The sequence below is a fragment of the Pseudomonas sp. S30_BP2TU TE3576 genome (assembly GCF_050436025.1).
Classification (GTDB): domain Bacteria; phylum Pseudomonadota; class Gammaproteobacteria; order Pseudomonadales; family Pseudomonadaceae; genus Aquipseudomonas.
In genome coordinates, this window is the sequence record NZ_JBNDLK010000001.1 from 5,492,349 (window position 1) to 5,514,250 (window position 21,902).

Annotated in this window: 22 protein-coding genes and 1 pseudogene; 17 read left to right on the forward strand and 6 right to left on the reverse strand. The window is 60.4% G+C overall.

Features of this window, described 5'->3' with window-relative positions:
• Window position 1 precedes the first annotated feature (1 nt).
• Genes ABIA48_RS25130 through ABIA48_RS25160 form a run of 7 tightly spaced genes read left to right on the forward strand, consistent with a single transcriptional unit; the run spans window position 2 to window position 4,792 of the window.
• Entirely contained in the window at window positions 2–547 is a 546-nt protein-coding gene (locus tag ABIA48_RS25130; RefSeq protein WP_429492098.1) for a PilN domain-containing protein, read from the forward strand.
• Window positions 534–1,082: a type 4a pilus biogenesis protein PilO gene (locus ABIA48_RS25135; protein ID WP_007991453.1), complete on the forward strand. Its 549-nt coding sequence runs from the start codon at window positions 534–536 to the stop codon at window positions 1,080–1,082. Before ABIA48_RS25130 ends, ABIA48_RS25135 begins: the two co-directional genes overlap by 14 nt.
• Window positions 1,082–1,600 (forward strand): hypothetical protein, encoded by a 519-nt coding sequence (locus ABIA48_RS25140; RefSeq protein WP_429492100.1) that lies wholly within the window; start codon window positions 1,082–1,084, stop codon window positions 1,598–1,600. Before ABIA48_RS25135 ends, ABIA48_RS25140 begins: the two co-directional genes overlap by 1 nt.
• Window positions 1,597–3,423 (forward strand): secretin N-terminal domain-containing protein, encoded by a 1,827-nt coding sequence (locus tag ABIA48_RS25145; RefSeq protein WP_429492102.1) that lies wholly within the window; start codon window positions 1,597–1,599, stop codon window positions 3,421–3,423. The genes ABIA48_RS25140 and ABIA48_RS25145 overlap by 4 nt, the downstream gene beginning before the upstream one ends.
• Window positions 3,424–3,425: 2 nt before the next feature.
• Window positions 3,426–3,899 carry a type II secretion system protein gene (locus ABIA48_RS25150; protein ID WP_007991459.1) on the forward strand — a complete coding sequence of 158 codons (474 nt, stop codon included), beginning with the start codon at window positions 3,426–3,428 and terminating at the stop codon, window positions 3,897–3,899.
• 4 nt (window positions 3,900–3,903) lie between these two features.
• Window positions 3,904–4,278 (forward strand): type II secretion system protein, encoded by a 375-nt coding sequence (locus ABIA48_RS25155; protein ID WP_116263577.1) that lies wholly within the window; start codon window positions 3,904–3,906, stop codon window positions 4,276–4,278.
• Window positions 4,253–4,792: a type II secretion system protein gene (locus ABIA48_RS25160; RefSeq protein ID WP_429492105.1), complete on the forward strand. Its 540-nt coding sequence runs from the start codon at window positions 4,253–4,255 to the stop codon at window positions 4,790–4,792. The genes ABIA48_RS25155 and ABIA48_RS25160 overlap by 26 nt, the downstream gene beginning before the upstream one ends.
• Window positions 4,793–5,631: 839 nt before the next feature.
• On the opposite strand, the gene ppnN is transcribed toward ABIA48_RS25160, so the two are convergent.
• Window positions 5,632–7,005 (reverse strand): nucleotide 5'-monophosphate nucleosidase PpnN, encoded by a 1,374-nt coding sequence (ppnN, locus tag ABIA48_RS25165; RefSeq protein WP_429492107.1) that lies wholly within the window; start codon window positions 7,003–7,005, stop codon window positions 5,632–5,634.
• A gap of 235 nt (window positions 7,006–7,240) precedes the next feature.
• Here ppnN and ABIA48_RS25170 point away from each other — a divergent pair, with 235 nt between their 5' ends.
• Together ABIA48_RS25170 and ABIA48_RS25175 are read left to right on the forward strand one after the other, a co-directional pair.
• A complete protein-coding gene (locus ABIA48_RS25170; RefSeq protein WP_429492109.1) occupies window positions 7,241–7,768 on the forward strand; it encodes a DUF3087 family protein in 528 nt (175 codons plus the stop codon).
• Between the two features lie 86 nt (window positions 7,769–7,854).
• Complete coding sequence (locus ABIA48_RS25175) at window positions 7,855–9,399, forward strand: sensor domain-containing diguanylate cyclase (RefSeq protein WP_429492111.1); 1,545 nt, start codon at window positions 7,855–7,857, stop codon at window positions 9,397–9,399.
• 10 nt (window positions 9,400–9,409) lie between these two features.
• Here ABIA48_RS25175 and ABIA48_RS25180 read toward each other — a convergent pair whose 3' ends face one another.
• The 4 genes and pseudogenes from ABIA48_RS25180 to ABIA48_RS25195 all read right to left on the reverse strand — a co-directional run.
• Window positions 9,410–10,327 carry a LysR family transcriptional regulator gene (locus ABIA48_RS25180; RefSeq protein WP_429492113.1) on the reverse strand — a complete coding sequence of 306 codons (918 nt, stop codon included), beginning with the start codon at window positions 10,325–10,327 and terminating at the stop codon, window positions 9,410–9,412.
• A 31-nt stretch (window positions 10,328–10,358) separates the two neighbouring features.
• Window positions 10,359–10,721 carry a DUF2784 domain-containing protein gene (locus ABIA48_RS25185; RefSeq protein ID WP_310064923.1) on the reverse strand — a complete coding sequence of 121 codons (363 nt, stop codon included), beginning with the start codon at window positions 10,719–10,721 and terminating at the stop codon, window positions 10,359–10,361.
• 61 nt (window positions 10,722–10,782) lie between these two features.
• Window positions 10,783–11,658, reverse strand: a complete 876-nt coding sequence (dapA, locus tag ABIA48_RS25190; RefSeq protein ID WP_429492116.1) for a 4-hydroxy-tetrahydrodipicolinate synthase — start codon at window positions 11,656–11,658, stop codon at window positions 10,783–10,785.
• 285 nt (window positions 11,659–11,943) lie between these two features.
• Window positions 11,944–12,078 (reverse strand): annotated as a pseudogene (locus ABIA48_RS25195) (sensor domain-containing diguanylate cyclase); the annotation flags it as partial.
• A gap of 143 nt (window positions 12,079–12,221) precedes the next feature.
• On the opposite strand from ABIA48_RS25195, the gene ABIA48_RS25200 reads away from it, so the two are divergent.
• The 3 genes from ABIA48_RS25200 (at window position 12,222) to ABIA48_RS25210 (ending at window position 13,444) form a co-directional block, all read left to right on the forward strand.
• Window positions 12,222–12,920, forward strand: coding sequence for an AzlC family ABC transporter permease (locus ABIA48_RS25200; protein WP_007978998.1), 699 nt, complete (start codon window positions 12,222–12,224; stop codon window positions 12,918–12,920).
• Complete coding sequence (locus ABIA48_RS25205) at window positions 12,920–13,231, forward strand: AzlD domain-containing protein (protein WP_015095729.1); 312 nt, start codon at window positions 12,920–12,922, stop codon at window positions 13,229–13,231. Before ABIA48_RS25200 ends, ABIA48_RS25205 begins: the two co-directional genes overlap by 1 nt.
• Window positions 13,232–13,297: 66 nt before the next feature.
• Window positions 13,298–13,444: a hypothetical protein gene (locus ABIA48_RS25210; RefSeq protein ID WP_204933955.1), complete on the forward strand. Its 147-nt coding sequence runs from the start codon at window positions 13,298–13,300 to the stop codon at window positions 13,442–13,444.
• Window positions 13,445–13,690: 246 nt separating this feature from the next.
• Here ABIA48_RS25210 and ABIA48_RS25215 read toward each other — a convergent pair whose 3' ends face one another.
• Entirely contained in the window at window positions 13,691–14,149 is a 459-nt protein-coding gene (locus tag ABIA48_RS25215; RefSeq protein ID WP_429492118.1) for an REP-associated tyrosine transposase, read from the reverse strand.
• 1,248 nt (window positions 14,150–15,397) lie between these two features.
• Between ABIA48_RS25215 and ABIA48_RS25220 the strand changes: the two genes are divergently transcribed.
• The 5 genes from ABIA48_RS25220 (at window position 15,398) to ABIA48_RS25240 (ending at window position 21,873) form a co-directional block, all read left to right on the forward strand.
• The gene (locus ABIA48_RS25220) at window positions 15,398–16,855 is read left to right on the forward strand and encodes a serralysin family metalloprotease (protein WP_429492120.1); all 1,458 of its coding nucleotides are present in this window, start codon (window positions 15,398–15,400) and stop codon (window positions 16,853–16,855) included.
• Window positions 16,856–16,929: 74 nt separating this feature from the next.
• On the forward strand, window positions 16,930–17,313 hold the full coding sequence (locus ABIA48_RS25225) for an AprI/Inh family metalloprotease inhibitor (RefSeq protein ID WP_429492122.1): 384 nt from the start codon (window positions 16,930–16,932) through the stop codon (window positions 17,311–17,313).
• A 98-nt stretch (window positions 17,314–17,411) separates the two neighbouring features.
• On the forward strand, window positions 17,412–19,172 hold the full coding sequence (locus ABIA48_RS25230) for a type I secretion system permease/ATPase (RefSeq protein WP_429492124.1): 1,761 nt from the start codon (window positions 17,412–17,414) through the stop codon (window positions 19,170–19,172).
• On the forward strand, window positions 19,169–20,503 hold the full coding sequence (locus ABIA48_RS25235) for an HlyD family type I secretion periplasmic adaptor subunit (protein WP_429492125.1): 1,335 nt from the start codon (window positions 19,169–19,171) through the stop codon (window positions 20,501–20,503). Before ABIA48_RS25230 ends, ABIA48_RS25235 begins: the two co-directional genes overlap by 4 nt.
• A gap of 2 nt (window positions 20,504–20,505) precedes the next feature.
• Complete coding sequence (locus tag ABIA48_RS25240; RefSeq protein ID WP_429492127.1) at window positions 20,506–21,873, forward strand: TolC family outer membrane protein; 1,368 nt, start codon at window positions 20,506–20,508, stop codon at window positions 21,871–21,873.
• Window positions 21,874–21,902 lie beyond the last annotated feature (29 nt).

The following is a 21,902-nucleotide window of genomic DNA, read 5'->3' on the forward strand; positions in this document are numbered from 1 at the left end:
CATGCGCCCCCTGATGCTCGACTTTCAGCCGCGCCGTCGTTCCAGTCCTCTGGGCTGGAGCCTGCTGGCCGGTGGTGTGGTGCTGACACTGACTTGCCTTGTGGTGCAACAGCACCTGAATAACGAGGCCAAGCAACAGCAAGGCCACCTGCAAACCACCCAGCGGGTGCTCACCGGCGATACCGGCACCAAGCTCAGCCTGACACCGGCGCAAATCCGCGAGCAGGCGCAGAACCTGGCCGAAATGCGCAAGGTCTCCCAGCAATTGCGCCGCCCTTGGGAGCGCCTGTTCGCCACCCTCGAAGCCATGCCGCGGGACAACATTGCCCTGCTGACCCTGACCCCGGACGCTCGCAAGGGCCAGGTGCGGATCAGCGGCGAGGCGCTGGACCTGGACGCCATGCTCGATTTCCACCGCCGCCTCGAAGCCAGCGACGAGCTGTCCGACGTGTCGCTGCTGAGCCACGAAATAGTCGCCAACGTGCCGGAACACCCGGTGCAGTTCAGCCTGTCGGCTACCTGGGAGATCGGCGATGCAAATCCCTAAATTGATCGTCCACGAATACCTGCAAGGCCTGGGCGTTCCGGGGCTGGCAGGGCTGGGCATGCTGGTGCTGGCGCTGGGCTATGGCCTGGTCGGGTTGCTGCCGGACTGGGAGTCATTGCAGAGCCTCAGCCAGCAGACTCGCGAAGCCACCGAGTATCTGGCCAAGGTCGAAGACGGCACCGTGGCTGCGCCGGTGGTGCCGCAGCGTCAGCTCGACGACTTCCGCAGCAAGTTGCCGTCCCAGCCTCAGGCCACCGAGGCCATCGACAAGATCTACGCCCTGGCCGCTCAGGAGCGCATCACCTTGTCCCGGGGTGAATACTCCCTGGGCGTGGACCCCAAGACGCACCTGGCCCGTTATCAGATTCTGCTGCCGGTACGTGGCAGCTATCCGCAACTGCGGCGCTTCCTGCACGCCTTGCTCGGCCAGTTGCCGGCGGTGGTGCTGGAGGATGTGGAGTTTCAACGCAAGAAAATCGCCGATACCGACCTGACCGGGCGAATCCGCATGACCCTTTATCTGTCGAGGTCATGATGAATACCAAACGAGTGGCGGGTTGGGTGGCGTTCTTGGGTGTAGCGGCAGCGCTCGCCTGGTTCCCCGAATATTTCAAACAGGCTGACGACAGCGACCCTGCGGTGGCCGTCGTGGCCACGCCAGCCAAGGGCAAGACGCCAGGCACATCGGCGCCTGCATCGACCGCCGCAGCAGTGGCGCCGATCAAGGACCTGAGCCCGGCAGGCGACCTGTTCGCCGCCCACAGCTGGAAAGCGGAGCCGGCCCTCGGCACCGTCACTGAACAACCGGTAGTCGTTACTCCGGTGGTGCAAGTCCCCACTGCACCGCCGTTGCCTTTCCAGTTTGTCGGCAGGCTGGATGACCGTTCCGGTCTGCAGGTGTTTTTGCAGAACGGCGAAAAAATATACGTCGTGCGCAAAGGGGATGTCATCGACGAAACCTGGCGGATCGAGCGGATTTCCGATGAGGAATTGAGCCTGGTCTACCTGCCGCTGCATTTATCTCAGACCTTGTCTGTGGGGAGTACGGAATGAACAAATCCCGTTTGCTGATGAGCCTGTGTCTCTGTGCCGGGCTGGCCGCGTGCAGTTCAGCGCAGGTTGCCAGGGATGAAGCTTCCGCCCTGATCGAATCGGGCCAGTACGAAGCCGGCCTGGCCCGCATCGAAGAGGGATTGCGTGAAAACCCTCGCGATACCGATCTGCACATGGCCCTCAACAACGGTCGGACCCTCGCCGTGAAGGCGTTGCTGGCCCAGGCGGACATGGACCGGGCCCAGCGTAATTTCGCCGGGGCCCGCATGACTTACAGCCGGCTTTTGAACATCGAACCGAACAACCGTCGTGCCCAGGATTCCCTGCGCCAGCTCGACTACCTGCGCAGCATGGATGAGAAACTCGAACTGGCCCGTGGCGACCTGCGTCGCGGTGACATCTACGGTGCCGACCGCCAGGTCAAACAGATCCTGGAACTGGACCCGAAGAACGAGGGTGCCCTGGAACTACAGGACAGCATCCGCCTGGTGCAGAGCCGCAATGTGGTGCCGTACCCGCAGCTGCGCACGCGCCTGGACCGGCCGGTGACCCTGGAATTTCGCGAAGCCAACCTCAAAACCATTTTCGAAGTGCTGTCCCAGGTCGCCGGCCTGAACTTCATCTTCGACAAGGATCTGCGCCCGGACATGAAAGCCACGATCTTCGTACGTGACGTACGTATCGAAGACGCCGTGGAGCTGTTGCTGCAACAGAACCAGCTGCATCAGAAAGTGGTGAATGAAAACACCTTGCTGATCTACCCGGACTCGCCGCAGAAGCTCAAGGATTACCAGGAGCTGGTGATGCGCACCTTCTACCTGACCAGCATCGATGCCAACACGGCGCTGAACATGATCAAGACCATGCTCAAGACCCGCGACGTGTTTGTTGATGAACGCCTCAACACCCTGACCATGCGCGATACCGGGGATGCGGTGCGCATGGCGGAAAAACTCCTGCAATCCCAGGATCAGTCCAACCCGGAAGTGGTGCTGGAAGTGGAAGTGATGGAAGTCGCCCGCCAACGCATTCTCGACCTTGGCCTGCAATGGCCCAACACCTTCGGCGTGGTCAACAGCGACGGCTCGGCGGTGACCATTCTTGATCAACTCAAAGGCATCGACTCCAGCCGGATTACCATCTCGCCATCGCCCCAGGCCAAGATCAATGCCCAGGACAAGGACATCAATACCCTGGCCAGCCCGGTGATTCGGGTCAGCAACCGTGAGCAGGCGCGCATCCACATCGGTCAGCGCGTGCCGATCATCAGCGCCACCTCGGTGCCTTCGACCCAGGGCCCGGTGATCACCGAAAGCGTGACCTACCTCGACGTCGGTCTGAAGCTCGAAGTGCAACCCATCGTGCACCTGAACAACGAAGTGGCGATCAAGATCGCGCTGGAAGTCAGTAACGCCACGCCGCTGACGCCGACCGCTCAGGGCACCATTCCGGTCCAGGTCGATACCCGCAACGCCCAGACCACCCTGCGCCTGCATGATGGAGAAACCCAGATCCTCGCAGGGCTCGTGCGCAACGACCACGGCGCCACCGGCAACAAGATTCCCGGCCTTGGCGACATTCCCGGCCTGGGTCGCCTATTCGGCAGCAACAAGGACGACGTCAGCAAATCCGAACTGGTGCTGTCGATCACCCCGCGGATCGTGCGCAACCTCCCGTACCAGAGCCCGTCGGACATGGAATTCCCGACCGGTACCGAAACCAGCATGCACATCCAGGCACCGGACCGCTCGATGAGCACGACGGTTCAGACCAACCCCATGAGCGCACCGATCGCCACCACCGTTACTGTCGGGAAGCCTTGATCATGAACGCCTCGCAACGCGGTTTTAGCCTGATAGAAGTCGTGGTGACGCTCGCCCTGGTCGGCCTGCTGGCCGGCATGGCCGCACCGCTGACCGAGACGGTGGTGCGCCGGGGCAAGGAGCAGGATTTGCGGACCGCGCTGTACGAAATCCGCGATGCCATCGACGCCTACAAACAGGCCTTCGACGCCGGCTACATCGAGAAGTCGATCGACAGCAGCGGCTACCCGCCGAACCTGAAAGTGCTGGTCGATGGTGTGCGTGACACGCGCAGTGCCAAGGGCGCCAAGTTCTACTTCCTGCGACGCATTCCCCGTGACCCGCTGGCAACCGTCAAGCGTGACGACGAGGGCGGCTGGGGCCTGCGTTCCTATGACAGTTCGGCTGAGAACCCGCAGGAGGGCCAGGACGTCTTTGACGTTTACTCCAAGGCCCGGGGCAAGGGTCTCAACGGTATCGCCTACCGAGAGTGGTGAGCATATGCGACGGCAAAAAGGTTTTACCCTGATTGAACTGATGGTGGTCTTGGCAATCATCGCGACCCTGATGACGATCGCCTTGCCACGCTACTTCAACAGCCTGGAGGCCTCCAAAGAGACCACTTTGCACCAGAGCCTGTCGTCCATGCGCGAGGCGCTGGATCATTACTATGGAGACACCGGGCGTTATCCCGATTCCATCGAACAGCTGGTCGAACTGCGTTACCTGCGAAGCCAGCCGCTGGACCCGATTGCCGAGCGCAAGGACACTTGGGTCATAGTCGCGCCACCGGATGGCGTGGCGGGCGGGGTGGCCGATATCAAGAGTGGAGCCAGCGGGAGGGCGCGTGATGGCAGCCTGTATTCCGAATGGTAAACCTTCGGGCCAGGACGGCTTCACCTATCTGGGTGTGCTGTTTCTGATCGTCGTGATGGGCCTGGGCCTGGCCAGTGCCGGCGAGTTGTGGGCCACCGCTTCGCGCCGGGATCGCGAACACCAGTTGCTCTGGGCCGGTACGCAATATGCCCAGGCGCTGCGCAGCTATTACCGCAGTTCGCCCGGTGTGGCGCAGTACCCGAAAGAACTCGCGGACCTGTTGCAGGACGAGCGTTTCCCGACGGCCAAACACCATATCCGCCGGTTGTACCCGGAGCCGATGACCGGGGGCGAATGGGAGCTGATACGCGGTATCGACGGCCGGATCAGCGGTGTGTACTGCCCCTCCACGGAGAAGCCGCTCAAGCAGGTGAATTTTCCCAGCCAGTGGTCGGACTTCAATGGCATGGCCAGTTACAAGGACTGGCAGTTCGTGGCCGAGAAAGTTGTCATCGATGGCGCCGACGGACCGCCAAAAGCGCAGTCCACCGGGCCCCAGGCGTTGCAGCCTTGAACCGCTGGAGCGAGCTTGCTCGCGAAGGCGGCCTGACAGCCGACCTGTCTTTTGTTGACTGTGTACATATCCGTTGCTGCGGTCACGGCGGCTTATGGTTTCGCCCTTACGGCGAGTCCCTTTTGGCAAACGCCCCAAAAGGAACCAAAAGGTCTCGCCCCTTACGTACGGCCCCTCGCTGAGGCTCGGCGTTCCTTCGCTCCGGCATTCCTCCGGGGGCATCGCCTCCGGTCGGCTTCGCTTCGACCTCCTCTCGATGTGTTCGGCTTCGCCGAACGGCGCTGCGCGCCTACCCCCCCGGATGAACGCCGGAACGAGGCCTCCCGAGGGGGCGGGTGGATCAAAATCAAAAGCTGCAGGCGAGCTAACGCTCGGCCTGATGAGTGGTGAAGAGCGCGGGTGTACGCCGCTCGGCCTTTGTTCTTCTGTAGGAGTGAGCCTGCTCGCGATGACGGCCTGCCAGCCGACCAATTTCTTGCTGATGCCCACCGATCAAATTGTGGGAGCGAGCTTGCTCGCGAAGGCGGTTGATCATTCAACATCTCTGTTGGCTGACACTCCGCTTTCGCGAGCAAGCCCGCTCCCACAGTTGACCAGTGTCAGGCGCAAAATCCATGTACATCCCCGCCCTCCTGTGGGAGCGAGCTTGCTCGCGATGGCGGCCTTACAGCCAACGACAATTCTCTGGCTCACATCAGAAATGTGGCGAGGGATTGATCACCAGCAGTCTGGCGGATTGGCGCTGGCGCATTTTTTCTTTCCATAGAGTGCCGCGAACCGCAGCTTTCACTGCGGCTCGCGACGGTAAAGCTCACATCGGTGTCGTTACACCGATCTTATTACGCAACCACCCGATAGCACGGCACATACGCCGCGCCGCCCGGCAGTTTCATGCGGTGCTGGGCGACGAAGGCTTTGAGCAGCAGGTCCAGCGGTTGCATGATCGCCGCGTCGCCACGGATCTGGTAGGGCCCGTGCTCTTCGATCAGGCGGATGCCCTTGTCCTTGACGTTGCCGGCGACGATGCCGGAGAACGCGCGGCGCAGGTTGGCCGCCAGTTCGTGGGACGGCAGGTCGAGGCTCAGTTTCAGGTTGGCCATGTTTTCGTGGGTCGGGTCGAAGGGGCGCTGGAAGCCTTCATCGATTTTCAGCAGCCAGTTGAAGTGAAACGCATCGTTGCGCTCGCGGCGGAACTGCTTGACCGCTTTGAGGCCCAGGGTCATCTGGCGCGCCACTTCGGCCGGGTCATCGATGATGATCTGGTAGTGCTGCTTGGCCGCGTCACCCAGGGTGGCGCCGACGAACGCGTCCAGTTGTTCCAGGTACGGCGCGGCATGTTTCGGCCCGGTGAGGATGACCGGGAAGGGCAGGCCTTCATTGCCCGGGTGCATCAGGATGCCGAGCAGGTACAGGAATTCTTCGGCCGTACCGGCGCCGCCCGGGAAGATGATGATGCCGTGGCCGACGCGGACGAAGGCTTCCAGGCGTTTTTCGATGTCCGGCAGGATCACCAGTTCGTTGACGATCGGGTTCGGCGCTTCGGCGGCGATGATCCCGGGCTCGGTCAGGCCCAGGTAGCGGCCGCCGTGGATGCGTTGCTTGGCGTGGGCGATGGTGGCGCCTTTCATCGGGCCTTTCATCACACCGGGGCCGCAACCGGTGCAGATGTCCAGGCTGCGCAGGCCCAGTTCGTGGCCGACTTTCTTGGTGTATTTGTATTCTTCGGTATTGATCGAATGTCCGCCCCAGCACACCACGATCTTCGGCTCGACGCCGGGGCGCAGGGTGCGGGCGTTGCGCAGCAGGTGGAACACGTAGTCGCTGATACCCTGGGAGTTGCTCAGGTCGATGCGTTGGCTGTCGAGTTCGTTTTCGGTGTAGACGATGTCACGCAGGGCGCTGAACAGCATTTCCCGGGTGCTGGCGATCATTTCGCCATCGACGAAGGCGTCGGCGGGAGCGTTCAGCAGTTCCAGGCGTACGCCGCGGTCCTGCTGGTGAATACGGATTTCAAAATCTTTATAGGCTTCAAGGATGGTCTTGGCGTTGTCGACATGGGTGCCGGTATTGAGGATGGCCAGGGCGCACTGGCGGAAGAGGGTGTAGGTGCTGCCGGAACCGGCTTCGCTCAATTGCTGGACTTCCCGTTGCGAGAGCGTTTCCAGGCTGCCCTTGGGACTGACGGAGGCGTTGATAACTTGGCGTTGGGTCATTCAATGATCCTTAAAACGATGTCATTCACACGGCAACAACGAATGGCATCCGAATAATGTGTATTCATGAAAGAAGATGGCACGAACTGCGCGGTCTCGCCATGTCCCCCCGCTTGACGATGAAAAGATGAAAAGGAGCCCCAGCATAGCTAAATCCCTCGCAGAGGCGATAATGGCCCGCTGTCTTTTTGCCTCAGCCCCCTTTTTACCATTGAAGCTCAGGAAACCCGACGTAATGTTCGAAATCCAGCCGATGAACGCCGACACTTACCGGCAACAGACACGGCGCAGCACGCTCATCATCGCCCTGATCTTTCTGGCACTGGCGATGGTGCTGTCCACGGCGGCGGTAGCGCTGTTCGGTACACCGGGGGGCGACAATCTGCGCTTCAATGTCGGTGGCGTGTTTGTTGCCGTGCTGGCGATGGCGGCGCTGATGCGCAAGGTGTTCTGGCGCCAGGCGTGGATGGCTCCGGCGGTCTACAGTTGGCAGCTCAAGCGCAGCCTGATGAGTGTTACCAATGTCATGCATCATGTAACGACGGCCGTGGAGGCGGGCAACCCGGTTGCGATGAAGCTGTTGCGTTTCTACCATTTGGGGTTGAACCAGATGCATCAGCTCGATGGCAACTCCAGCGACCACAGCCAACTGATCCGCGAAATGGATCAGCACATGGAACGAATGCAAGCGCTGGGCATCGATACCGAACAGACGCGGCTGGATCCGGCGTGGCTGGAGGCGGTAAAGCAGGCGTCGCGCTAACATCGTTGCGAGCCTGGATCAGGCATAGTGGGCAACACAACGGCGATCAGGAAGGTTCGTCCGGTCACAGGCACTCAGGGAGCACCATGGGACATCCGTCGATCAACGATCATATTGAAATGCTCCGGCCAGCCGTGACCCGCCTCAAGGTCCGTTCGGCGGTGATCCTGCTGGTCGCGGTGTGTCTGTCGATGACAGCGATCGTGATCTGGCAAGCCTGGAACTCGCGCCAGCACCAGCTGCATGACAAGGAAGTGGCGATGTCCAACCTTGCGCAGACCCTGGCATCGCAAGCACAGGCAACAATCAAGCAGGCCGACACGCTGCTGTTCACCCTGGTCGATCGTCTGGAACACGATGGTGTGGATCCATCCCGGCTGCCGCAGTTGCTCAACGTCCAGCGCAGTGAGTTGAGCCAGCTCCATGGCTTGTTCGTGTTCGACGAAAAAGGGCAGTGGATCGCCAATTCCAATGGTGCTGGCCAAACCGGCGTCAACAATTCCGACCGCGAATACTTCATCTTCCATCGCGATAACCCCAGCCGTGGGCCGCACATCGGGCCGTCGATCAAGAGCCGTTCGAGCGGTGAATGGATCATGACGGTTTCGCGCCGGGTCAATCATCCCGATGGCAGCTTTGCCGGCGTGGCGCTGGCGACGATTTACCTCAGCCATTTCCTGCAGCTCTACGACAGCATCGACTTGGGCAGTAACGGCGTGATCAACCTGATCGCCGACAATGCCACCATTGTCATTCGCAGACCCTTCAAAGAGACGGATATCGGCACCAGCCTCGCCAAGAGCCCATTGTTCACCCGGTTGTTGCCCAAGGGCGATGCGGGTACAGCCACGATCACGTCGATCATCGACGGTGTCGAGCGGGTGACGGCGTATCGCCGCGTCGAGGGTTATCCGCTGATCGTTTTTACCGCACTGAACAAGGATGAAGTGCTCGGCAGCTGGCGCATGGAGACGCTGCTCAGCGCCGGCATCGTCACGCTGTTACTGAGTATTCTCGGGATGCTGGGGCTGCGGCTCATCAAGTTGATGAAGCAACAGAACCTGGTGCAGGTCGAGTTGCTGGACACCCAGGAGAAACTCCTGGAGGTCAATCGCAACCTCGAGGGCTTGGCCCTCAAGGATGCGCTGACGGGGCTGGCCAACCGGCGTCAGCTCGACGCTTTCATCGATGTGGAGCTGGGCCGTGCCCGGCGCAGCCTGACCGATCTGGCGCTGCTGATGATTGACGTCGATCATTTCAAGGCGTTCAACGACCGTTATGGCCACCTTGCCGGTGACGAGTGTTTACGCAAGGTCAGTGCGATCATCACGGACAACATCAAGCGCCCCGGTGGCCTGGCCGCCCGCTATGGTGGCGAAGAGTTCGCCGTGGTGCTGCCCGGCACCGACTATGTGGGGGCATTCCTGGTGGCGGAGAAAATCCGCCGCGCGGTGCTGCAGGCCGGTATTGCCCACAGCGACAGCGCCGAAGGCACGGTGACCGTCAGCGTCGGCGTGGGTGCCAGCAATGCCACTGCCCAGGTCCGGCCCGAAGAGCTGATTGATGCGGCAGACAAGGCGCTGTACGTGGCCAAGGCCAGCGGACGGAACATGAGCGTGATTGCCAACTGAGCGTCGGGCGTCAGGCAATCCGGTCCGTTCCCTGAACCAGTCGGGTGGCCAGGTTGGGTTTTTCAAGCTGCTCCAGCCACCAGCCCAGGGCGCGACCGTCATGATCGCCACGCCAGCCTGCGTACAGGATGTTCGGCTCGCGCGGGTCAGCCATGTGTTTTTCAACCAGCGTGCCGTTTTTCAGCAGCGAGCCAACCCGGTGCCGCGGTAGCCAGCCCACCCCCAGCGCATTGCACTGGGCAAGGATTTTCGCGCGCATGGTCGGCACGGCCAGCACCGTTTGCCCCCCGGTGACGCCGTAGGTGCTGCCCTCGGAGACTCTGGACGAGTCGGCCACCACAATCGCCCGGTGTTGCGCGACCATGGCCCGGGTAATCGGGCCTTTGGCCTTGGCCAGCGGGTGCCGGGGTGACACCGCAAACACCCATTCCATTTCTCCCAGTTGCCTCCAGCGCAAATTCGCAATGGCCGGCGGTTCATTGGTGGCGCCGATGACCAGATCCGCGCGGCCTTCGCGCAGGGCTTCCCAGACGCCTTTGAGCACTTCCTGGGTGATGCGCAGCGGCACGCCGGATTGCAGCGCATCGAATTCGTGGATCACCGGGATCAAGGTTTCGAATTCCAGCAGTTCGTCGGTCACGATCCACAAACGGCTCTCCCAGCCGTTGGCGACTTGCCGGACCCGTTGCGTCAGGCGCGAAACGTCCTGCATCAGCCGCGCCGCTTCGTTGACCAGCAATTCGCCCGCCGGGGTCAGTTGCAAACGGTAGCGGCGACGGTCGAACAGCAACGCATCGAAGCGCTCTTCCAGTTGCCGCGCCGCATAGGACACGGTCGATGGCGCCTTGCCCAGGTGCGCCGCCGCCCGCGACAGGCTGCCGGTTTGGCGGATGGCCTCGAGCAGCGCCAGGTCTTCTGTCGACAACATGTTTTCGTGTCCTTGACGGGTGAATGACTTTTCAGGTGGCCCATCGCTTGATCAAACGAAGATAGACCAGCACGTTGATCACCAACACCACGCTGCCCAATCCAAGCTGAATGCCGGGTGTCAGGCCGGCGGGATAGATGACCGGCCAGAGGTAATGCTCGATGAATCCACCCCCATAGCCGGTTTGCCCGGCCCCATGGCGCATGCGGTTTTCCCAGTCGGTCAGCGGGCAGGGCAGGTGGAAGAACTCCACCGCCATACCCCACAACGCGGCGGGCGGATGCCACCAGATCAGGGGGCGCCATTTGAGCACCAGCAAGCCGCCGAACAACACAAACACAATGAACAGCAAGTGCAACAGCATCAGCCCATCGGCGGCGATTCGGTACAGCATGTCGGTGCCCCTGAGCGGGTAAACGAATCGCTCCATGGTACTCGGGCTGGTGGCGGGCGCTCTATCGAATGTCGCGGCCCAATGCGCTGAGTACGTCTTGCAAACGCTCGGTCATCGATTCACTGCTGCGTTGCATCGGTGCGCGCAGTTCATCACGAATCAAGCCTTGCAGGGCCAGCGCGGTTTTCACCGGGGCCGGGTTGGGTTCCAGGAACAGACTGTTGATCAGCGGCAGCAAACGGAAAAACGTGGCGCGGCCATCAGCCAACCGGTTGTCGCGGATCTGCCGGTGCAACTGCACGAACAGTTCGGGATGGACATGCGCCGACGCGGCAATCGCGCCTTTGGCGCCCAGGCACAGGGCATTGAAGATCTGGTTGTCTTCGCCGCACAGCACATCGACATGGCCGCTATTGAGCAAGGCGAGGGTGTTTGAAAAATTACCGCCGCAATCCTTGATGGCGACAATCCGTTCGTGGGCGACGATATTGAGCAGGGTCGCCTGTTCGAAGGCCACGCCGGTACGGTAAGGGATGTCATAGAGGATCAGCGGAACGCTGGAGGCATCGGCGACCGCGCGGAAAAACGCTTCGAGGCCGGCCTGGGAAGGGCGGATGTAATACGGCGCCGGCACCAGCAGGCCAGCCACCGGGCGCTTGAGAATCTCGCTCTGGAACTGCAACAACTCGGTCAGGTTGTTCCCGGCCAGGCCCATGACCACCCGTTGTGCCGGCACCAGCTCCAGCACAGCATCAAGCACCGCCAGTTGCTCATGCTTGCCCATCGCCGCCGGCTCGCCGGTGGTGCCACAAACGACGAGGCCGTCGACGCCTTTTTCCAGCAGATGGCTGACCAGCCGGCGCAAGCCGACGAAATCGATGGCGCCGTTGTGGAACGGTGTGACCAGTGGAACCCAGATACCTTGAAACGCTGACATGCACTTTCTCCTGATGGTTGACCGATTTCGTCACCGTCAGGAGCGTAGAAGGAGAGTAAGCAAGGGGAGGGTGGTCCGTCGCGCTCAATGTCCTGTCAGCTCATCTGACGGGACAGCGCGCCCCGGTCACATGAGCGACTGTTTCTTCGATTTGAGGGCGTGCGCAACGCAACCTTGCGCCTTGGCAATCAAGCCAATGACGGAAGTGTTGAGGTTGAAGGTTGCGGACATACTTGCTTACACCCTGAGTGAGGCGCCCAGTTTTAAAAGCCGGCGCGCCGTTTGTCAATCACGAAAATCAGCGAACTCGGCGCGCATCCGCCCATTGTGCTTGGCTTTGTAGAGCAACTGGTCGACCTGGTCGACGTACTCCAGCGCCGTGGCATGCAGCGAAGCACCGGTGGTGCCGAGTGAAAATGCAGCGCCATCATGTTGCCGCCACTGTGGCGAATCAAGCAGACAGCCGATGAATGGCACGCAGTCATATCAGTGAGCAAGATTGTTCAAGCCATTGGCCGCCACAGCTGGCAAAGTCTGGGGTCTTTCCCTGTCTGTAGAACGTTATGTCCAACTCAATCATGCCGCGCAGTGCCTTTCTGCGCGGAGCTGCGGCGATCATGCCGTTGTCCCTGGCCACCGCGCCCTGGGGTTTGCTGGCCGGTTCCATGGCCATCGAAGCCAATCTCACACCCCTGCAAGGCCAGGGCCTGTCGAGCATTGTGTTTGCTGGTGCGGCGCAGTTGGTGGCGATCGGCATGCTCAAGGGCGGCGCCGGGATTTTTTCGATCCTGCTGACCACGCTGCTGCTGACATCCCAGCATTTGCTTTACGGCATGAGCATGCGTTCGGTGATTTCGCCACTGCCGGGACGCTGGCGCGCGGGCCTGGGTTTTTTGCTCACCGACGAGTTGTTCGCCCTGACCAGCCAGCACGACAAACAGCAGTTCAACCGCTGGTACGCCCTGGGCGTGGGCTTGACGTTCTACATCGCCTGGAACCTGTTCACCCTGGCGGGCATTGTGCTCGGCAGCAGCATTCCCGGTCTTGAACACCTGGGCCTGGATTTCTCCATCGCGGCGACCTTCATTGCCCTGATCACGCCGGTGGTGCGCAACGTGCCGACCGTGGTTTGCGTGGCGGTGTCGCTGTTTTGCTCGGTGTTGTTCAGCTATTGGCAATGGGGCTCGGCGCTGGTGCTGTCGGGGCTGGCGGGCATGACTGCCGGGTTTGTCTGCAACAAATTCTACGGTGGACGCACATGATGGTTTGGGCAGTGATTGTCGGAATGGGCGTGTTGGTGTTCCTCAACCGCTATGTTTTTCTGGAACCGCGACTGCCGGTACGCCTGAGCAGCAATGCCCGGCAGTTCCTGGGGTTTGCAGTACCGGGCATGTTGACCGCCATCTGCGGACCGATTGTGTTCATGCCGGAAAAACAGCTGAATCTGCACTGGGACAATCCCTATCTGATCAGCTCGCTGGTGGCGGTCGGGTTGGTGCTTTACACGCGCAATACATTACTCAGCATGCTGCTGAGTATGGGGTTCTTCTTTTTACTGCGCTGGTGGCTCTGAGCGGGGCACGGGGATCTGTTCTACGCTTAAAATTGATGACCGATGCCTTCAGTAGGAGAGGTGAACATGGCCAATGAACCCAAGCGTCCGGACCTGGAAGAAGACGAGGATGAGCCTACGGAAGAAGAGATTGAGCAGCAAAAGCGTTCGGTACCGGACTGGAAGCATCCTGACGATGGTAAAGAACTGTCAGAGCCTGACCGCAAGTTCTGATCAGCCAATACGACAAAGCCCCCGCCTTCAAGCGTAATGCTGCCCACTTATGGACGAACACTGTATCTGTGGCGAGGGAGCGAGCCTTATGGCGCGGCAGATTGAAGGCAAGGTGCGCTGAAGGATGACGACCGCTGCGCGGCCGAACGCAGGCTTCGCCAGCTGCTACAGGCCCAAGTCGTCTGTAGCAGTTGCCGAAGGCGACGTCCGGCTGCGAAGCCGTCACAGACCTGTCAGCTCGGTACATCAGAGCCAACACGCATCCCACAGTGGGTAATCATGAACTCGGTCAACCAGTCCCGCCCGAATTGGATTGGCAATCACATATCGAGCAAGATTTTTTACATCGTCCTCTCGGCGAACCGCTCGATCATGGTAACCCTTCTGCCACAAGCGCCCGTGCCGTTCCAGCGCTTGATTGACGGCCAGGCTACTGCGGGATTTGATTCGGCACATCAGCTCGGCCAATGTTTTATCCCGCAGTTGTACCAGGCAATGCATATGATCTGGCATCACGACCCACGCCAGAAAATCAACCCAACCTTCTTCTTGTGTATGGCTCAACTCCTGGACTACCAGCCTACCCATTCGCCAATCGGTAAAAACCGACTGCCGTTGATGAACCACCGTGGTTATCAGATAAATGCGTCCTGGCTCTGAAAAGCGACCAATGCGCAGATGACCGGCATTCGAACTGACAGGCATTCCATTACCCCTTATCTGCTGAAAAGAGGCTTGGAATCTACCGCGTTGCAACCCGGTTTGGTTGACGCCTATCGCAACCGGATATGACTGCGCACGACCGGCTTTTCGTAGCAGCTGGCGAAGCCTGCGTTCGGCCGCGCAGCGGTCGTTATTTGGGTTTCCAGCAGGCACGTTGCGACATCAGGATTGCGACGGCTGCGCCGCCGAACGCCGCCTTCGGCAGCTGCTACACGACCTGCGCACAACCGGCTTTTCGTAGCAGCTGGCGAAGCCTGCGTTCGGCAGCTGCTACAGGGCCTGCGCACGACCGGCTTTTTGTAGCAGCTGGCGAAGCCTGCGTTCGGCCGCGCAGCGGTCGTTATTTGGTCATTCAGCAGGCACGTTGCGACACCAGGATTGCGACGGCTTCGCCGCCGAACGCCGCCTTCGGCAGCTGCTACAGGGCCCGCGCACGACCGGTTTTTTGTAGCAGCTGGCGAAGCCTGCGTTCGGCCGCGCAGCGGTCGTTATTTGGGTTTCCAGCAGGCACGTTGCGACATCAGGATTGCGACGGCTGCGCCGCCGAACGCCGCCTTCGGCAGCTGCTACACGACCTGCGCACAACCGGCTTTTTGTAGCAGCTGGCGAAGCCTGCGTTCGGCCGCGCAGCGGTCGTCATTCGGTCATTCGGGTTTCCAGCAGGCACGTTGCGACATCAGGATTGCGACGGCTGCGCCGCCGAACGCCGCCTTCGGCAGCTGCTACAGGGCCTGCGCACAACCGGCTTTTTGTAGCAGCTGGCGAAGCCTGCGTTCGGCCGCGCAGCGGTCGTTATTTGGTCATTCGGGTTTTCAGCAGGCATGTTGCGAGGCCTTCGCCAGCTGCTACAGGAGGCCGTGTGCAACTTGTTTTGTAACCTGCGTTTAACTCACTGAGTGTTTAGTTTTGTTGGCTGAAGCGCATTAAGTAAACGCGAAAAGTCAGACTGTTTTCACACAGAAAAATTTACTTTTATTTAATAATCAAATTGTCGATTGTCGGACAATTTCTTTCGCGCATTAACTTTCAAAATAATACTTTCAGAGCACACCTATTGTTTCCGGGCACTTGCTGGAATCTCACATTTTGACGTCAAAAAAATAGTGGACATTTGATTTCAAGTTGTGTCAGTTTTCTTTCGCCTTCAATGGGCGAGTGATAGGACGATCTCGCCAGGGATCGTCGTTATCTGACAAAAACTGTTCCATAGCTAAACAAGGAAGTGTGTTTATGTCGAAAGTAAAAGATCACGCTATTGATTCCGCCGAACAGGCGTTTCAGCCAGTCAATGCATTGGCAGCCAGTAGTTCTGCATTCAATCAAATCAATAGTTTCAGCCATCAGTATGATCGGGGCGGCAACCTCACGGTCAATGGCAAACCCTCGTTTTCCGTCGACCAGGCCGCTACCCAGTTGCTGCGCGACGGCGCTGCTTACCAGGACAAGGACGGCAGCGGCAAAATCGAATTGACCTATACCTTCCTGACTTCGGCATCGTCGAGCACGATGAACAAGCACGGGATTACCGGGTTCAGTCAGTTCAGCGCGCAGCAGAAGGGCCAGGCGGTGCTTGCCATGCAATCCTGGGCCGATGTGGCCAATGTCACCTTCACCGATAAGACTAGCGGCGGCGACGGTCACATGACCTTCGGAAACTACAGCGGCGGCCAGGATGGTGCGGCGGCGTTTGCTTACCTGCCGGGCACCGGGGCCGGATATGACGGGACTTCCTGGTACCTGATCAACAGCAGCTACACACCCAACAAAACCCCGGACCTGAACAACTATGGCCGGCAAACCCTGACCCACGAAATCGGCCACTCCCTGGGTCTTGCCCACCCTGGCGACTACAACGCCGGCGAAGGCGCTCCGACCTACAATGACGCTTCCTACGGGCAAGATACCCGCGGCTACAGCGTCATGAGCTACTGGAGTGAAAGCAACACCAGCCAGAATTTCAGCAAGGGCGGGGTCGAAGCCTATTCGTCCGGCCCGCTGATGGACGACATTGCGGCCATTCAGAAGCTCTACGGTGGCAACACCACCACCCGCACGGGCGACACCACCTACGGATTCAACTCCAACGCGGGACGTGATTTCCTGAGCGCGACCTCGTCAGCGGATAAAGTGGTGTTTTCCGTGTGGGATGCCGGCGGCAAGGACACCCTGGACTTCTCCGGATTCACCCAGAACCAGAAGATCAATCTCAATGAGGCCTCGTTCTCCGACGTTGGCGGCCTGGTGGGCAACGTCTCCATTGCCAAGGGTGTCACCGTCGAGAACGCCATTGGCGGTGCCGGCAATGACCTGTTGATCGGTAACAGCGTGTCCAACGAGCTGAAGGGCGGTGCCGGCAACGACATCCTCTACGGTGCCGGTGGTGCGGACAAACTGTGGGGCGGCGCCGGTTCCGACACCTTCGTGTTTGCCGCCAGCAGCGACTCCAAACCCGGGGCTGTCGATCAGATCCTCGACTTCGTCAGCGGTCTGGACAAGATCGACCTGACGGGTATCACCAATGGCGCTGGCCTGCATTTCGTCAGCGCTTTCACCGGCACGGCCGGCGATGCGGTGTTGAACACCTCGGGGGGCAACAGCCTGTTGTCGATCGACTTCTCCGGGCATGGCGCGGCTGACTTCCTGGTCAGCACCGTAGGCCAGGCGGTGTACTCGGACATCGTGGCCTGATTCAAGGCGTAAGGAGGGCGGCGCCGATGCGCCGTCCTTTGTCCCTTGAGCCGCGACCAAGAGTAAAGCGCCCCATGATTCGCAATGCGTTTACCTGCAAGACAACCGCGTGGCTGATAGCGACGCTCATGATGTTTTTTGGAGATGTAGCCATGGCTCGCAGCCTGAAATTGGCGGACCCGTCGGAACTCGCGGGAAAGTGGCAGGTGACACTGCAGGACAAACCGCTGGATGTTTGCACCATCGAACTCAACGCCAGCCAGACCGTGGACGGTGCCGAATGCCTGGGCGACTGGTTAAGCGAGCAACCAGCCGGTTGGTTCACGGAGCCGGACGGAATCGCGCTTACCGGTAAGGAAGGCGCAAAAATCGTGTTCTTCAGTCGGCAAGGAGAAGGGCTGTATCGGGGCACTTCCAAGTCCGGGCTGATCATTATTCTAAAGCGCAAAGTTCAATAGCCTGGACACATTGCCGGTGTCAGAAAGTTGCAATTAACGTGCAAGTAACGACCTCGCCAGGCAGGCGAGGGATAACACCTCAGGAAGAGCCCAAGAAGATGGCGAAGAACCCGGCCACCGCCCCGTTAATCAAGACGCTGGGTGACTACAAGAGCACTCTGCTCAGCGTTGGTTGTTTCACTGCGCTGATCAACATTCTGATGTTGGCGCCCTCTATCTACATGCTGCAGGTCTATGACCGGGTATTGTCTTCGCAGAATGAAACGACATTGGTCATGTTGTCGTTGATGATTGTCGGCTTCTTTGCCTTTATCGGTTTGCTGGAAGCAGTTCGTAGTTTCATCGTTATCCGTATTGGCAGCCAGTTGGAGCGACGCTTCAACCTTCGGGTCTATCAGGCGGCGTTCGAGCGCAATCTGTTCCAGGGCGAAGGCAACGCCGGACAATCGCTGGGCGACCTGACGCATATTCGCCAGTTTGTCACCGGCCCCGCGCTGTTCGCATTCTTCGATGCGCCGTGGTTTCCGGTTTACCTGTTCGTGATCTATTTGTTCAACGTCTGGCTCGGTGTGTTTGCCACCGCAGGCGCGGTCCTGTTGATCGGACTGGCGTGTCTCAACGAGGCGATGACCAAAAAACCATTGGGCGAGGCCTCGTTGCTCTCCCAGAAATCCAGCCAACTGGCCACCAGTCACCTGCACAACGCCGAAACCATTCAGGCCATGGGCATGCTGGGGGCGTTGCGCAATCGCTGGTTCCAGGTGCATTCGCGTTTCCTCGGCCTGCAGAACCAGGCCAGCGACACCGGCGCCGTTATCAGCTCCTTGAGCAAAACCCTGCGCCTGTGCCTGCAATCGCTGGTGCTGGGCCTTGGCGCGCTGCTGGTGATCAAGGGTGACATGACCGCCGGAATGATGATCGCCGGCTCGATTCTGATGGGGCGCGTGTTGAGCCCCATCGATCAATTGATTGCCGTGTGGAAACAGTGGAGCGGCGCCAAACTCGCTTATGGCCGTCTGAATGCTTTGCTGCAAGCCTTCCCGCCGGGTGACGACGCCATGGCGCTGCCGGCGCCGAAGGGCCAGATCACCTTTGAGCAGGTCAGCGCCGGACCTCCGGGCCAACGCGCTGCAACCTTGCACCTGGTCAGTTTCAGCCTGGCCGCCGGGGAGGTGATGGGCGTGCTCGGTGCTTCGGGTTCCGGTAAATCCACACTGGCGCGGGTACTGGTGGGCGTCTGGCCGACCCTGGGCGGTACGGTGCGGCTCGACGGTGCGGACATCCATCGCTGGAACCGTGACGACCTCGGGCCTTACATCGGTTATCTGCCGCAGGACATCGAGTTGTTCAGCGGCAGCATCGCGCAAAACATCGCGCGTTTTCGTGAAGCCGATCCCCAAAAAGTCGTGGCCGCCGCACAGCAGGCCGGCGTGCATGAGCTGATCCTGCGCCTGCCACAGGGTTACGACACCGTGCTCGGTGAGGATGGCAGCGGTCTGTCCGGCGGGCAGAAACAGCGCGTGGCCCTGGCCCGCGCACTGTACGACCAGCCGAGTCTGGTGGTGCTGGATGAGCCCAATTCCAACCTCGACACCGTGGGCGAAGCGGCACTGGCCAGCGCGATTGCGCAAATGAAAGCCCAGGGAACCAGCGTGATTCTGGTGACCCATCGCTCCTCCGCGCTGGCCCAGGCTGACAAGTTGCTGGTGCTCAATGACGGGCGCCTGCAGGCGTTCGGGGCGAGTCAGGAGGTGCTCAAGGCGCTCTCGGGTGCCCAGCAGGAAAAGGCAGCGCACCCGTCGGGCGGGCTCAGCATGAGCCGGCAGTATCAGCCCGCGACAAGGAGTTCGGGCGTATGAGCCACATCAATGAAGCCAGCATGGAACAGGTCTGCATCGCCGAGCGCCCCGAGCGCGACGCCCGCTATTTCGTCCGCCTGGGCTGGATGCTCGCCCTGGTCGGCGCCGGCAGCTTCTTCATCTGGGCCAGTCTGGCGCCGCTCGATCAGGGCATTCCGGTACAAGGCACGGTAGTCGTTTCGGGCAAGCGCAAAGCGGTGCAATCGATGAGCAACGGCGTGATCAGCCAGATTCTGGTGCGCGAGGGGCAGTCGGTGAAACAGGGGCAGCCGTTGTTCCGGCTCGACCAGACCCAGGTGGCCGCGGACGTGCAATCGCTGCAAGCGCAGTACCGCATGGCCTGGGCCAGTCTGGCGCGTTGGCAAAGCGAGCGGGACAACCTGAAACAGGTGAATTTTCCCGCCGGGTTGAGCAACGACCCCGACCCGCGTCTGGCATTGGTGCTCGAAGGCCAGCGCCAGTTGTTCAGCAGCCGCCGCGATGCCTTCGCCCGCGAGCAGTCGGCCTTGCGCGCCAGTATCGAAGGCGCCGCTGCGCAACTGTCCGGTATGCGCCGTGCCCGCACCGACCTGAACGCTCAGGCCGATTCCCTGCAACAACAACTGAGCAATCTGACGCCTTTGGCGGAAAACGGCTACATCCCGCGTAACCGTTTGATGGAGTACCAGCGGCAGCTGTCGCAAGTGCAGCAACTGTTGGCAGAAAACCTCGGTGAAAGCGGTCGGGTAGAGCAGGGCATTGTCGAATCGCGCCTGAAGTTGCAACAGCACATCGAGGAGTACCAGAAGGAAGTCCGCACGCAACTGGCCGATGCGCAGCTCAAAAGCGTGACCCTGGAGGAGCAACTGACCTCCGCCGGGTTCGACTTGCAGCACAGCGAGATCATCGCCACGGCTGATGGCATTGCCGTGAATCTGGGGGTTCACACCGTAGGCGCGGTGGTGCGCCAGGGCGACAACCTGCTGGAGATCGTGCCTCAGGACACGCGCCTGGAAGTGGAGGGACGCCTGCCGGTCAACCTGATCGACAAGGTTGGGGCGCATTTGCCGGTGGACATCCTGTTCACCGCGTTCAACCAGAGCCGCACCCCGCGGGTACCGGGCGAAGTTAGCCTGATCTCCGCCGACCAGATGGTCGACGAGAAAACCGGCGCACCGTACTACGTGCTGCGCAGTAGCGTCAGCGATCAGGCCATGGAAAAACTCAATGGCCTGGTGATCAAGCCCGGCATGCCGGCGGAAATGTTTGTGCGCACCGGTGAACGCTCACTCCTCAACTATTTGTTCAAACCGCTGCTCGACCGGGCAGGCTCCGCGTTGACCGAGGAATAAGGATGTTCGGCTGTATGAATAAGCTTTCCAGGCTCGGGGCGGCGTTGATGCTGCTCGTGGGCAACCCGGCGGTAGCGGCCATGGGACCGTTCGATGTCTACGAACAAGCGTTGCGCAATGACCCGGTGTTCCTCGGCGCCATCAAGGAGCGCGATGCCGGCCTTGAGAACCGCGCCATCGGCCGCGCCGGGCTGCTGCCGAAACTGGGTTACAACTACAACAAGGGCCGCAACAGCTCCAAGGTCACCTACCTCAACGAGCGAGGGCAAAACCAGAGCGATGACCGCAATTACAGCAGTTACGGTTCCAGCCTGACCCTGCAACAGCCGCTGCTCGACTACGAGGCCTACGCGGCTTATCGCAAAGGTGTGGCGCAGGCGCTGTTCGCCGATGAAAGCTTTCGTGGCAAAAGCCAGCAATTGCTGGTGCGGGTGCTGGAAAACTACACCAAGGCGCTGTTCGCCCAGGACCAGATCGACATTGCCCTGGCCAAGAAAAAAGCCTACGAGCAGCAGTTCCAGCAAAACGAGCAGATGTTCCGTCAGGGCGAGGGCACGCGCACCGACATTCTTGAAGCCGAATCGCGCTACGAACTGGCCACCGCCGAGGAAATCGAGGCGCGTAACGAACAGGATGCGTCCCTGCGCGAACTCGGGGCGCTGATCGGCGTGCCGACTGTCGACATCGTCGATCTCGCGCCGCTGGATCAGCACTTCCAGAGCTTCACCCTGCAACCGGCCAATTACGACACCTGGCACGAATTGGCGGTGGCCAACAACCCAAACCTGGCCTCCCAGCGTCAGGCTCTGGAAGTGGCGCGCTATGAGGTCGAACGCAACCGTGCCGGGCACTTGCCCAGGGTCAGCGCCTACGCCACGGTGCGCCAGAACGAGTCGGAGAGCGGCAACACCTACAACCAGCGCTATGACACCAACACCATCGGCATCGAAATCAACGTGCCGTTATATGCCGGCGGCGGTGTCTCGGCATCGACCCGTCAGGCCAGTCGAGCGATGGAGCAGGCCGAGTACGAACTGGACGGCAAGACCCGGGAAACCTTGATCCAATTGCGCCGGCAATTCAGCGCCTGCCTGTCCGGCGTGAGCAAATTGCGCGCCTACCAGAAAGCCCTGATCTCCGCCGAAGCACTGGTGGTATCGACCAGGCAAAGCATTCTGGGTGGCGAACGGGTCAATCTCGATGCGCTGAACGCCGAACAACAGCTCTATACCACACGCCGCGACCTGGCCCAGGCCCGCTACGACTACCTGATGGCCTGGACGAAATTGCACTACTACGCCGGAACCCTGAATGAGCAGGATCTGGCCAGGGTTGATGAGGCATTCGGACAAGGCCCGAGGCCCCACTAACCCCACCTTTTTCCGTAGCAGCTGGCGAA

Bases quoted from the DNA above. Each gene is read 5' to 3' on its own strand.
- ABIA48_RS25130 (WP_429492098.1), top strand. From the start codon at position 2: ATGCGCCCCCTGATGCTCGACTTTCAGCCGCGCCGTCGTTCCAGTCCT.
- ABIA48_RS25135 (WP_007991453.1), top strand. From the start codon at position 534: ATGCAAATCCCTAAATTGATCGTCCACGAATACCTGCAAGGCCTGGGC.
- ABIA48_RS25140 (WP_429492100.1), top strand. From the start codon at position 1,082: ATGAATACCAAACGAGTGGCGGGTTGGGTGGCGTTCTTGGGTGTAGCG.
- ABIA48_RS25145 (WP_429492102.1), top strand. From the start codon at position 1,597: ATGAACAAATCCCGTTTGCTGATGAGCCTGTGTCTCTGTGCCGGGCTG.
- ABIA48_RS25150 (WP_007991459.1), top strand. From the start codon at position 3,426: ATGAACGCCTCGCAACGCGGTTTTAGCCTGATAGAAGTCGTGGTGACG.
- ABIA48_RS25155 (WP_116263577.1), top strand. From the start codon at position 3,904: ATGCGACGGCAAAAAGGTTTTACCCTGATTGAACTGATGGTGGTCTTG.
- ABIA48_RS25160 (WP_429492105.1), top strand. From the start codon at position 4,253: ATGGCAGCCTGTATTCCGAATGGTAAACCTTCGGGCCAGGACGGCTTC.
- ppnN (WP_429492107.1), bottom strand. From the start codon at position 7,005: ATGACCCAACGCCAAGTTATCAACGCCTCCGTCAGTCCCAAGGGCAGC.
- ABIA48_RS25170 (WP_429492109.1), top strand. From the start codon at position 7,241: ATGTTCGAAATCCAGCCGATGAACGCCGACACTTACCGGCAACAGACA.
- ABIA48_RS25175 (WP_429492111.1), top strand. From the start codon at position 7,855: ATGGGACATCCGTCGATCAACGATCATATTGAAATGCTCCGGCCAGCC.
- ABIA48_RS25180 (WP_429492113.1), bottom strand. From the start codon at position 10,327: ATGTTGTCGACAGAAGACCTGGCGCTGCTCGAGGCCATCCGCCAAACC.
- ABIA48_RS25185 (WP_310064923.1), bottom strand. From the start codon at position 10,721: ATGCTGTACCGAATCGCCGCCGATGGGCTGATGCTGTTGCACTTGCTG.
- dapA (WP_429492116.1), bottom strand. From the start codon at position 11,658: ATGTCAGCGTTTCAAGGTATCTGGGTTCCACTGGTCACACCGTTCCAC.
- ABIA48_RS25200 (WP_007978998.1), top strand. From the start codon at position 12,222: ATGTCCAACTCAATCATGCCGCGCAGTGCCTTTCTGCGCGGAGCTGCG.
- ABIA48_RS25205 (WP_015095729.1), top strand. From the start codon at position 12,920: ATGGTTTGGGCAGTGATTGTCGGAATGGGCGTGTTGGTGTTCCTCAAC.
- ABIA48_RS25210 (WP_204933955.1), top strand. From the start codon at position 13,298: ATGGCCAATGAACCCAAGCGTCCGGACCTGGAAGAAGACGAGGATGAG.
- ABIA48_RS25215 (WP_429492118.1), bottom strand. From the start codon at position 14,149: ATGCCTGTCAGTTCGAATGCCGGTCATCTGCGCATTGGTCGCTTTTCA.
- ABIA48_RS25220 (WP_429492120.1), top strand. From the start codon at position 15,398: ATGTCGAAAGTAAAAGATCACGCTATTGATTCCGCCGAACAGGCGTTT.
- ABIA48_RS25225 (WP_429492122.1), top strand. From the start codon at position 16,930: ATGATTCGCAATGCGTTTACCTGCAAGACAACCGCGTGGCTGATAGCG.
- ABIA48_RS25230 (WP_429492124.1), top strand. From the start codon at position 17,412: ATGGCGAAGAACCCGGCCACCGCCCCGTTAATCAAGACGCTGGGTGAC.
- ABIA48_RS25235 (WP_429492125.1), top strand. From the start codon at position 19,169: ATGAGCCACATCAATGAAGCCAGCATGGAACAGGTCTGCATCGCCGAG.
- ABIA48_RS25240 (WP_429492127.1), top strand. From the start codon at position 20,506: ATGTTCGGCTGTATGAATAAGCTTTCCAGGCTCGGGGCGGCGTTGATG.